The 11,323-nt window shown below is 70.1% G+C and carries 9 protein-coding genes; 5 read left to right on the top strand and 4 right to left on the bottom strand.

The window, feature by feature from the left end; translation table 11 throughout:
- Positions 1-56 precede the first annotated feature (56 nt).
- A complete protein-coding gene (locus ACGFRG_RS35635) occupies positions 57-1,115 on the top strand; it encodes a threonine aldolase family protein (RefSeq protein WP_393270776.1) in 1,059 nt (352 codons plus the stop codon).
- Between the two features lie 91 nt (positions 1,116-1,206).
- Here the strand turns inward: ACGFRG_RS35635 and ACGFRG_RS35630 are convergent, their stop codons facing one another.
- Positions 1,207-2,121 (bottom strand): MBL fold metallo-hydrolase, encoded by a 915-nt coding sequence (locus ACGFRG_RS35630; protein ID WP_393270773.1) that lies wholly within the window; start codon positions 2,119-2,121, stop codon positions 1,207-1,209.
- A gap of 101 nt (positions 2,122-2,222) precedes the next feature.
- On the opposite strand from ACGFRG_RS35630, the gene ACGFRG_RS35625 reads away from it, so the two are divergent.
- Positions 2,223-3,152 carry an AraC family transcriptional regulator gene (locus ACGFRG_RS35625; RefSeq protein ID WP_361417677.1) on the top strand — a complete coding sequence of 310 codons (930 nt, stop codon included), beginning with the start codon at positions 2,223-2,225 and terminating at the stop codon, positions 3,150-3,152.
- A gap of 11 nt (positions 3,153-3,163) precedes the next feature.
- Here ACGFRG_RS35625 and ACGFRG_RS35620 read toward each other — a convergent pair whose 3' ends face one another.
- A complete protein-coding gene (locus ACGFRG_RS35620; protein ID WP_393270770.1) occupies positions 3,164-5,524 on the bottom strand; it encodes a family 20 glycosylhydrolase in 2,361 nt (786 codons plus the stop codon).
- A 240-nt stretch (positions 5,525-5,764) separates the two neighbouring features.
- Between ACGFRG_RS35620 and ACGFRG_RS35615 the strand changes: the two genes are divergently transcribed.
- Positions 5,765-7,987 (top strand): RICIN domain-containing protein, encoded by a 2,223-nt coding sequence (locus ACGFRG_RS35615; protein WP_393270767.1) that lies wholly within the window; start codon positions 5,765-5,767, stop codon positions 7,985-7,987.
- Positions 7,988-8,030: 43 nt separating this feature from the next.
- On the opposite strand, the gene ACGFRG_RS35610 is transcribed toward ACGFRG_RS35615, so the two are convergent.
- A complete protein-coding gene (locus ACGFRG_RS35610) occupies positions 8,031-8,522 on the bottom strand; it encodes a MarR family winged helix-turn-helix transcriptional regulator (protein ID WP_393270764.1) in 492 nt (163 codons plus the stop codon).
- Positions 8,523-8,628: 106 nt separating this feature from the next.
- Between ACGFRG_RS35610 and ACGFRG_RS35605 the strand changes: the two genes are divergently transcribed.
- Positions 8,629-9,009 carry an HGxxPAAW family protein gene (locus ACGFRG_RS35605; protein ID WP_361417666.1) on the top strand — a complete coding sequence of 127 codons (381 nt, stop codon included), beginning with the start codon at positions 8,629-8,631 and terminating at the stop codon, positions 9,007-9,009.
- A 16-nt stretch (positions 9,010-9,025) separates the two neighbouring features.
- Here the strand turns inward: ACGFRG_RS35605 and ACGFRG_RS35600 are convergent, their stop codons facing one another.
- Positions 9,026-10,321: a cytochrome P450 gene (locus ACGFRG_RS35600; protein WP_393270762.1), complete on the bottom strand. Its 1,296-nt coding sequence runs from the start codon at positions 10,319-10,321 to the stop codon at positions 9,026-9,028.
- 388 nt (positions 10,322-10,709) lie between these two features.
- Between ACGFRG_RS35600 and ACGFRG_RS35595 the strand changes: the two genes are divergently transcribed.
- Positions 10,710-11,225 carry an N-acetyltransferase gene (locus ACGFRG_RS35595; RefSeq protein WP_361417659.1) on the top strand — a complete coding sequence of 172 codons (516 nt, stop codon included), beginning with the start codon at positions 10,710-10,712 and terminating at the stop codon, positions 11,223-11,225.
- Positions 11,226-11,323: the final 98 nt, after the last annotated feature.

Genomic DNA, 11,323 nt, shown 5'->3' with positions numbered 1-11,323 from the left:
CCGGCCCGCTTGTGGACCGCAATCGACACACCGTACGACCGAAACGAGTGAGCACGATGACCGTAGAGCGACGACACGACCCGGATGCCCGCGGCTTCGCCAGTGACAACTACGCGGGTGTGCACCCCGAGGTGCTGGCGGCGATCGCCCAGGCCAACGGCGGCCACCTGGTCAGCTACGGCGGGGACGTCTACACCGAGCGCCTCCAGGAGGTGATGCGCGGCCACTTCGGCCCCACCGCGCAGACGTTCCCGGTCTTCAACGGCACCGGCGCCAACGTGGTCGCCCTCCAGGCCATGCTGGACCGCTGGGAGGCCGTGGTGTGCGCCGAGACGGCCCACATCCACGTCGACGAGTGCGGGGCGCCGGAGAAGATGGCCGGCATCAAGCTCCTGACCGTGCCCGCCTGGGACGGCAAGCTGACCCCCGAACTGATTGACCGTCAGGCCTGGGGCTTCGACGACGAGCACCGGGCCAAGCCCAAGGTCGTCTCCATCGCCCAGTCCACCGAGGTCGGCACCTGCTACACCCCGGACGAGATCCGGGCGATCTGCGACCACGCCCACAGCCTCGGCATGCTCGTCTACCTGGACGGCGCCCGCCTCGCCAACGCCGCCGCCACCCTCGGCGTGTCCCTGCGCGAGATGACCACCGACGCCGGCGTCGACGTCCTCTCCTACGGCGGCACCAAGAACGGCCTGCTCTTCGGCGAGGCCGTCGTCGTGCTCAACGAGGACGCGGTGCGCGGCATGGCCCACATACGCAAGGCGAGCATGCAGCTCGGCTCGAAGATGCGGTTCCTGTCCGTGCAGTTCGAGGCCCTGCTCGGCGGCGACCTCTGGCTGCGCTCGGCCGCGCGCTCCAATGAGATGACCCAGCGCCTGTACGAGGCGGTCCGCGATCTGCCGGGCCTGGAGATCCCCCGCCCGGTGCAGGCCAACCAGATCTTCGCGATCCTGCCGCCCGCGGTCACCGAGCGCCTGCAGAAGCGCTTCCGCTTCTACACCTGGAACGAGCAGATCGGCGAGGTCCGCTGGATGACCTCGTACGACACCACCGAGGCCGACGTCGACGCCTTCACGGCGGCGATCGCCGAGGAGCTGGCGGCGGGCTGATCCCCGCGCTTCGCGCCCGAACCGGCGCGTGCGCACACCGGCGGCGGCCGACATCCCGGCCGCCGCCCCACCTCCGGCCGCGCCACGCGGGTCACCGTCCCGGGCCGACCCCCGCCGGTCCGAGGGCGAACCGGCTGCCGTCGCGGCGCACTTCGACGGCGCCCGCGCCGCCGAAGTGCGCGGGAACCACCAACTCCCGCTCATCGGCGGCCCGTTCCAGGATCCGGCGGCGGCTGGCCACCGCCTGGTCAGCGTCCATGCAGAAGCAGCTGTTGCAGGACGGTTCGAGGATCTGCACCGGGCTGTGCAGCAGATCGCCCACGAACACCGCCCGGTCGCTCCCGGACGCGAGGCGCAGCACCGACGAGCCGGGCGTGTGGCCGGGCGCGGACTCCAGGGTGAGGTGCTGGTCGATGCGGTACTCGCGGTCCCACAGCACGACCTGCCCGGCGCGGTGGACGGGCGCGACGCTGTCCTCGTACATCAGCCGGTCGTCCACCCGAAGGCCGCCCGCGTAGCCGTTGTCCGGGCCGAAGTGGAAGTCGTCGGCGGCCGGAACGAGGTACTGGGCGTCGGGGAACGTCGGCGCCCAGTCGTCCCCGGCCCAGTGGGTGTTCCAGCCGATGTGGTCGGCGTGCACATGGGTGTTGACCACGACGTCGACGTCCTGCGGGCGCACGCCCGCCCGGGCGAGACCGCCCAGGAAGTCGCCCTGCCAGTGGTGGAACGCGGCGGAGCCCGGCCGCTCTCGGCCGTTGCCCACCCCGGTGTCGACCACGACGGTCCGTCCGGCACTGCGCAGCACCCAGGTCTGCAGGGCGACCGTGGCCCGGTCGGTCTCCGGGTCCCAGTGATCCGGCGCCAGCCAGCCCTCGTTGTCCTGCCACACCTCGGCGTCGACCCCGGGGACGAAGTCGCGGGCCTGCGCGAACGCCCCCTGCCACTCGACGACCCGGATGACCTCGACATCCCCCAGCATGACGCTCCGCGCGTTCTCTTGGTTCATGTAAATGATCCTAGAAACGACCGGCTGGCCCTCTCAATGCTCATATGGGTCGCTCACATACGCATTCGGCTCATCACCGAGGCAGGCGATACCCTGCCCGAGTGGATGTGGTGAGTGACGCGATCTCGGCTGTACGCATCGGACAGCCCTCCTCCAACAAGGTGCGGGTGAGCGGGACATGGTGCACCCGCTTCGCGTCGTACGACGGTGCCGGTTTCCATGTCGTGCTGGAAGGCGCCTGCTGGCTGCTGCCGGACAGCGGCGGGCCCGCGGTCACGCTCGGGGCGGGTGACGTGGTGCTGCTGCCGCACGGGGCGGGCCATGTGATCGCCGATTCCCCCGTGGACGCGGGGGCGGTTGAGCGGGCGACGCCGTTCGAGCACTGGTTCGCCGACGGACACCGCCATATGGGCGCCTCGCGAGCGGGCGGCGGCGATGTGCAGATGCTCTGCGGCAATTACCGACTCGACCGCAGCCGCGTCCACCCGCTCATGGCGGAGCTGCCCCAGATCGTCCATCTGCCCAACCGTGTCGGCGTCCACCCCGAACTCCGCTCCGCCATCGACCTGTTGGGCGGCGAGGTGGGCGCGGGGCGGCCCGGCGCGTGCATCGCCGTCCCCAGCCTGCTCGACCTGCTGCTCGTCTATATGATCCGGGCCTGGATGCAGGAGAGCACGACCGGAGCCTGGCCGGGGGTCCTCGGTGACCCGGTGGTGGCGGCCGCGCTGCGGGCGCTGCACTCGGACCCGGCCGCGCCGTGGACCGGCGACCGGCTGGCCGCCGAGGTGGGCGTCTCCCGCTCCACCCTGAACCGCCGGTTCACCACGCTGGTCGGCCGGGCTCCGATGGCTTACCTCACCTGGTGGCGCCTGACCCGCGCCGCCACCCTGCTCCGCGACACCCCGGACCCGCTGTCCACCATCGCCCACCACGTCGGCTACGGCACCCCGTTCGCCCTCTCCCACGCCTTCAACCGGGAGTTCGGCACCACACCGGGCCGCTACCGGGAGGCGGCGGCCCGGCCGTCATGAGCGCGCGCCGGTCAGGTGATCTGCCACTGCTGGAAGGCCGAGCCGTCGGCCGGCTGCTGGGTGACCAAAGAGCCGTCCGTGCCGGAGGCGGTGGTCAGCACAAGCGAGCTCGCCTTGTCGACCACCGAGTAGCCACCGGCGCCGAGGGCGGTGATCTGCCAGCGCTGGCTGTCGCCGCCGGTGCAGGTGGCCTGGACGACGGCCGCACCGGCCGAGGCGGAGCCGCCCGCGACATCCGCGCAGAGTCTGGAGGCCCCGTTGACCAGGGTGTAGCTGCCGTCGGAGTTGAGGGTCAGCTGCCACTGCTGGTTGGGGCCGCCGTGCGGTGTCCAGGTGATCAGCTGAGTGCCGGACGAGGTGGAGCTCGCCGGGTCGTCGAGCGCCTTTCCGCCCGCCGTGAGCGTCCTGGTCCCGCTCAACTGGCCTCCGTACACCTCGAATTCGTACAGTGAATAGCCGTACTGCGTGCCCCGCTGCGTGCCGTACACGCGGATGTAGCGCCCGGCGCCGGACAGGCCGGTGAGGTCCTGCACCCCGCCGGTTCCGCTGGTGGTGGAGTAGACGGTGCGCCAGGTGGTGGCGTCGTCGGAGAGCTGGATCTGGAACGACTTGCCGTACGCCGTCTCCCAGCGCAGCACCACGCGCCCGACGCTCTGGGTGCTGCCGAGGTCGACCTGGAGCCACTGCGGGTCGCTGTAGGCGCTGGACCAGCGGGTACCCGGATCGCCGTCGGTGGCCGAGGCGGCCGGGAAGTTCGGCGTCTCGGTGCTGGAGGCGGTGGTCGGGCGGTTGCGGGCGAGGTTGCCGGGCTGGGAGAGCCCGGGCCAGGCCGGGTTGTGGCCGACGGCGGCCACGATCGGGGTGAACGCGGCGTAGCTGCTCACCGGCTTCGGCGACCCCCAGGTCTGCTGGGCGAGGGCGCGCAGCGGATACATGATGCCCGAGGCGATCTGGTCCTCGGTCTCGGCGCCGGGGTTGTCGCACCAGACGTGGATGAGCGAACCGGGGTTCCTGGCGGGGTCATTGACGGTGGTGCCGCCCTGGAACAGATCCGGCGTCCAGCTCTCGTACATCCACTTGGTGTCGGGTTTGGCACCCCCGAGGACGTAGTAGGTGGGCGTCCAGGACTCGTTGGCGACGGTGTGCCCGGCGGCCGCCAACTGCTGCGGTGTGAGGCCGTAGTTGTACCAGTACTCGACCACGATGTCGGCGTTCGGGCTGATCGTGCCGTCCCCGGACTTGATCCCGTCGCTCCACATCCGGGTGGTCTTGCCGCCTGCCCGCACCAGCGCGTCGGCCCAGTTCACATACCCGTAGTAGGTGTCCTTGGCGGTGGCGTTCGCGCCGTAGTGGGCGCGGGCGTAGCTGAGCAGCTGGGGGTACTGGCTGTAGTCGGTGACGTATTCGTCCGCGCCGATGTGCCAGTACGCGGCGGGGAACAGCGGCAGGTATTCGTTGATCAGGTCCTTGATCAGGGTGTACGAGCCGGGCAGCGAGAGGTCGATGAAGTCGGCGCTGGCGCTGCCCGAGCTGTTCTTGAGCTTGAGCTCGGGGTGCGCGGCCAGGATCGCGTTCATATGGCCCGGGGTGTCGATCTCGGGGACCAGGGTGACGTGGTATTTCCGCCCGAGCGCGACGAGGTCGGCGATGTCCTGCCTGGAGTAGTGGTCGGCGGAGACGATCTCCGGGTGGGTGGAGCTTTCGAGCCGGAAGCCGTAGGTGTCCGACAGATGGAAGTGGAAGTAGTTGAGCTTGAGGTAGGCCAGCTCCTTGATGTGCTGCTTCACCCAGGCCACGGTGAAGAACTTCCGCCCCTGGTCGATCATGAGCCCGCGCTCGGGCTTGGTCGGCCAGTCCACCGCCGTCCCGGCCGCCACCGTGGCCGACTGGTGCAGCAGTTGGAGGACGGTACGGGTGCCGTAGAAGACGCCGGTGGCGGTGGCGCCCTGGATGCCGAGGGTCTGACCGGCCGTCATCCGGTAGCCCTCGGCCGGCAGAGTGCTGCCACCGAGGGTGAGCCCGATGTCTCCGGTGCTCGCGGTCCCCGTGGCGACGGCCACGGTACGCCCGGTCAGCGCCGACAGATCGTCCGCCAACGTGCCCGCCTCACTGGCCAGTTGGGCGGAGTACGCGGGATCGACGACGATCCGGCTGGTGGCGGTGAAGGTATACGCACCGGATCCGGCCGTCCACTGCCGCAACGCCGGAACGGTCTGTGGCGCCGCGGCGGACGCGTGCGCGGGACCGGCGGCGACGGCGGGCGCGGAGAGGGCGGGCAGGGCGAGCGCGGCCACCGTGCAGATGGCCGCGATCAGCAGTCTGAACAGGAGCTTCGCGCTGGGTGGTGCCGAGTGCGAGGGTGGACACGACATCGTGCCTCCAGCCAGGTCAGGGCCGCGGGGGATCGGCGCACAAGTGCAGCGCAGTGCCGCGTTCATGTCAAGAGATGACGTTAACGCCGCTGGAACGCGCACAAACGCGCAGCCGAGGCGGGAGCGAGGTGCGTGACCGACCGGAAAAGCCAAGACGCCGTGACGAAAACACATGTACTCCGGCCCCGTGCGGCGGTGGGATCGGGCAACGACCGCTCGGGGTGAACTCGGAGGACAACCATGGCTCTTCATCGCGCGAAGAGAGCGCTCGCGGCCACGGCCGCGGCGGTCTCGGTGATCGTCGCGGGCCTCGCGGCCCCGGCGTCGGCGACCGTGCCCGCCGCGACCTACACGGTCTCGGTCGGCTCGGTCGGCCCGTACGCGTATCCCACCGACACACCCGCCTCCTCGTACATCGACAAGGACGGCACCTTCTACTTCCAGCAGTCCGCCGCGCTGTACGGCGCCACGGAGCCCCGGTACTGGGACTTCTACACCGGCACGGACTTCGACGACGCCAAGCGGTCGAGCGCGGTCAGCGACGCGGTGAACCCCGCCAACTCCAGCGACCGCAACAACGACACCACATGGCGGTGCAACAACAGCCCGACCGGCCTCGGGGCGACGTCGGCGGGGTCGGGCTCGGGCTACTCCCAGAAGAACTTCTGCGACCTGGTCGGGGTGTGGGTCGACCCGGACACGGGGGACTGGTACGGCCTGGTGCACAACGAGTTCACCCCCCAGCCGTTCGGCGACGGGCTGCACTACGACGCGATCGACTACGCGGTGTCGAAGAACCAGGGCAAGGTGTGGACCATCCTGGGCCACGCCATCACGTCCCCGTACAGCACGTCCCGCGACGACTCGGCGGCCTTCCCGAACCAGACGTACGACTACGGCGACGGCGACCAGCGGCTGTTCGTCGACCCGGCCTCGGGCTACTTCTACGTCTACTACGGCTCGCGGATCGTCCCCAAGGGCGGGGTCGGCGGCAGCACCGGCGGTCTGGCGCACGTCGCCCGTGCGCCGATCTCGTCGAAGATGGCGACCGGATCCTGGTCGAAGTGGTACGACGGCGCGTGGTCGCAGCCCGGTGTCGGCGGCCTGGAGAGCAACATGGTGCCGGCGACCCCGGCCACCCCGACGGGCTACACGCCGGTCTCCCACGACTACAACCCGGCGAACACCGGAACCGTCGACCAGCAGGTCGCGGCGGGCCGACTCCCCGCCAAATCCGACCTGTTCATCATGAACATCGCCTACGACGCCTATCTCGGCCTGTACATCGGCGAGCCCGAGGTCGTCTCCGGCACGGCGCCGCAGCGCTTCTACGTCACCGACGACCTGTCCACACAGAAGTGGTCGCTGATCGGCGACTCGGGCAGTTACACCTCCGGCTCCTGGTACCGCTGGCTGGTCGACGGCGCGAACAGGACCAACTCGACGATCATCGGCAAGACGTTCCGCTCGTACTGCTCCATCGCGTGCGCCCACTCCGACGGCGAGTACGCCGACATCACCGTGGGTTCGTCCGCCCCTGCCGCCCCGCCCGTCGACCCGAACCGGACCTATCTCATCGGCAGCGGATCGGGCCGAGTCCTCGCCCAGGCCTTGGGCGGTACGGCGACCACATCCGTGCCGAGTGCGACCGGATCGACCCTGCAGACCTGGAGTTTCACGGGCAACGGCGACGGTTCGTACCGGATCGCCAACGCCGCCACCGGGCAGCTGCTCGGCGTCGACTCCGGCTCGACGGCCACCCGCGCCTGGGCGACGAAACCGTCCGTCACCGCGCCCGGATCCGGCGGTGCCGCGGTCGGGCAGCAGTGGTTCATCGTCCCGAACGTGTCCTCCACCGGTGTGCGCAGCGGCGCCTACCGGCTCGTCAACCGGTACAGCGGACTGGTCCTCGGTATGTCCTCGGACACCGGCCGGCTCGCCGAGACCACCCCCAACCGCAGCTGGACCGACACGACCGGCAACACCGTCGGCGGATCACGGACCGCCGCCGAGCAGACGATGACCTTCACCCCGGCCGGGACGAGCGGCGGCAACCTCAACGGCACGCACACGATCTCCGTGTCCGGCCAGGCACTTGACGACCCCGACTGGTCGAAGGCGACCGGCGTACAGCTCGACACCTGGTCGCTGAACGGCGGGCAGAACCAGAACTGGAACTTCACCCAGCAGCCCGACGGCTCGTACACCCTCGTCAACGCGTACACGAACCTGTGCGCCGACGACAACGGCGGCTTCACCGCGCCTGGTACGACGGTGATCCAGTGGACCTGCACCGGCGCCGACAACCAGCACTGGAGGGTGACGAGACTCGCCTCCGGCGCCTACGCGATCGCCAATGTGCACAGCGGTCTCCTGCTGACGACGTCGTCGACCGCCGACGGGGGCCGGGTGACACAGCAGGCCGACACGAACGCGGCGTTGCAGCACTGGACGATCAGCTGACCGGACCGTAACGACCCTAAGCGGCGCGGCAGGTGACGTTCCGTCAGCCTGCCGCGCCGCCGTCGCGGATCTCGTCCAGCGACAGCTGCATCGCCGACCTCGCCCGGGTGAACCAGTCCGCGACCACGGCGATCTCGTCCGGGGTGTAGTCCTCGAACAGCGCGCAGAGGCGCTCGTAGAACGGGCCGTAGACCGCCATCACGCGCGCCTGCGCGGTCTCCTCCATCACCACATGCACCCGGCGGCGGTCGTTCGGATCGGCCTGGCGGCGGGCGTAACCGGTCTTTTCGAGCCGGTTGAGCACCCCGGTCACGGCGCCCGTGGTGAGGCGGCCCTGCTCGGCGAGGTCGCCCGCCGTGAGGTTCTTGCCCGCCATCGCGGCCTCGATGATGAAGCCGAGGCAGGTGAGGTCGGTGACGTTGAGCCCGAGCCGCGCGGCGATGTCCTGCTGTCCGAACTGCGCGAGCGCGATCATGCGGTCCATCGCGAAGAGCGCCTGCTCGTACGTCGCGTCCGGGCGCGGCTTGCCGTCCACCGACTGACTCCTTAGTATCTAAGTTACTTAGATCGTGAGATAAAGCGCTGCACCGCCGCTCTGCCTGCGGCATCGGCGGCAGGAACCATCACATCAAAGGAGCGGCATGAGTGCACATGGCGACCACGACATGGGCCATACGCTGGCGGGCTGGACCGGCACCGCCCTGGTCCTCATCGGCACCGTCGGCGTCGGCGCGGGGTTGGCGGGCGACTCGGCGGCAGGGCTGTGGCTGGGCTGGGCCGTCGTCGCCCTCGGCCCGCTCGTCAGCTGGGTGTTGCACCTGGCGGGCTGGGGCAAGCCCACCGGGGCGCGCCCGATGGCCGACCGCCACTGGCGCACCCGCGACACCGCCGCACGGCGCGGCCACCCCGACTGCCTGGGCTGCCGCCTGGCGGGACGGCGCCCGGGGCGGCCGGGCGGGGCGGCTCGCCAGGTTCCCGCTCAGACGCGTAGCGAGAGCCGCAGGGAGCGGGTCGGCACCTGACCTGCCGCTCCAGCCGTCAGCGCAGAAGTACGGGCAGGGACTCGACCCCGTACACGATCGACAGCTTCCGGAACGGGATCTCGTGCGGCTCGACGGCGAGCCGCATGGCGGGGAACCGGCGCGCGAGTGCGGGATAGGCGATGCGCAGTTCCATCCGGGCCAGCTCGGCGCCGATGCACCGGTGGATGCCGTGGCCGAAGGCCAGATGGGAAGGGCGGGCGGCGACGCGCCGCGTCGGATCGAACCGCTCGGCCCCGGGACCGAGGGACTGATCGCGGTTGGCACCACTGAGTGAGCACACCACGAGATCCCCCTTCTTCATCGTCACTCCGCAGATGTCGATGTCGTGGCGGACGAATCGCGGGAACGCGACTTGCGCGACCGACAGATAGCGAAGCAACTCCTCCACCAGCCACTCGACTTCGCCTCCGCCCGCCTCGTGGCGCAACAGCCGGAGGTGTACGGGGTCGGCGAGCAGGGCGACGGTGCCGAGAGCCAGCATGCTCGCCGTCGTCTCCAGCCCGCCGGTCAGCACGCCGTCGGCCAGTCCGGCGAGTTCCCGGTCGCTGATCTCGTCGCCGTGCTCGCGCACCAGCATGCCGAGCAGGCCGTCACCGGGTGACTCGCGCTGCTGCCGTACGAGACGCATCAGATGGGACAAGGCTGTCGACGCCGCGCGCAACACCTCGTCCGGTTCGCCGGACACGTCGAAGTGCGCCACGCTCAACCGCTGGAACTCGGGGTTGTTGGCGTGCGGGACGCCGAGCAGTTCGCACATCGTCAGGGAGGGCACGGGCAGGGCGAAGGCCCGCATGAGATCGACGGGACCGGTCTGCTCCGCCATGGCGTCGAGTCGGCCCTCGACGATCTCCTGGATCCGGGGCGCGAGCCGTTCGAGCCTGCGCATCGTGAACTCCGGCGTCAGCAGCCGCCGAAGCCTCGTGTGGTCGGGCGGGTCGCTGAACCCCAGGCCGCCGGGGTGCGCCCCCGCGTCGAGCCCGGCCCGCTCCACCAGCCGCGAGAAGTCATTGCTGAACGCACCCGCCCTGCCGAGAACCGCCTTCACCTCGTCATGCCCGGTGACCAGCCAGGCGTTCACCCCGAACCACCGTGCCGCCCTGATCACAGGCGCGGCCTCCCGCTTCCGGTCCAGGTCGGCGACGGGCTCCAGCCCGTCGCGCCGTAAGGCCATCGACAAGGAGTCGGGAAGCAGAGTCTCACCGAGACCACCGTCACCCCGTCGGCTGCGGCGCAGTCGCGCGAGATGGATACGGACCAGCCTGTCGGCGACGAGGGAACGGAAGTTCCTCATGAACGGGACCCTATCGCTCGGGTGATGGACGCCACCCGAGATCATGGAGGCTCAGCGGGGCGAAAGGTGAAGCCTCGACAACGGACAACCCGATCGAGCCACCGCAGGCCCCTCTCGGTGAACCGGTGTCCGCCGCTCGGGAAATTCGAAGGAAGAGCACCGGGGCGCTGTGCTACGTTCGGCGCGTTCGTACGGTTTCGGATGAGGATGAAGAGGGAGGTGGGTTGATGACCGTGCTCAAGGCCGCTGCGGCGAGCAGCGCCCGGATCGACCTCGCGTCCCGGGCCACGGCCTGACCCTGTCGTACCGCCTCGCTGGAGCATGAGCTCGCGAGGCAGTCCGCCCGCACATCACACGAACCTCACATGAAACGGATCCTCATCCCGTCATGCGTACACACAAGAACTGGATCACCCGCGCCGAGACCGGCGCCGACATCCCTGCCATCCGTGAGATCACCCTCGCCGCGTTCGAGAAGCCGGACGAAGCTGATCTCGTCGATGCGCTGCGGGGCGATACCTCCTGGATCGACGGGCTGTCCGTCGTCAGCGTCGACGAGGACGACCAGGTCATCGGCCACGCGCTGCTGACCCGTTGCCACATCGACGACACCCCGGCCCTGTGCCTCGCGCCCGTGTCCGTACGACCCGAGCACCAGCGGACCGGTGCCGGTTCGGCCGTGGTCCGGGCCGCGTTGGGGGCGGCGGCGGAGCTGGGCGAGTACTACGTGGTGGTACTCGGGCACCCGGCGTACTACCCGCGCTTCGGCTTCACCCGGGCCTCCGCGCACGGCATCGGCCTGACGATCGACGTCCCCGACGAGGCCATGATGGCCATGACCCTCGACGAGACCCACCCGCTGCCGCGCGGCACCGTACGCTACCCGGCGCCGTTCGGGATCTAGGGTCTGTCCGGTGGATCTGGCCGCCTTCGGTCCGGGCCGCCGTTTCGGTGCCGGTGAGTGGGGGTGTGGTGCGTCCAGCTGCAAGGCGGAGGAGGGCG

This window comes from Streptomyces sp. NPDC048696 (genome assembly GCF_043198895.1).
GTDB lineage: Bacteria > Actinomycetota > Actinomycetes > Streptomycetales > Streptomycetaceae > Streptomyces.
This window is presented reverse-complemented; position numbering and strand designations above follow the sequence as displayed.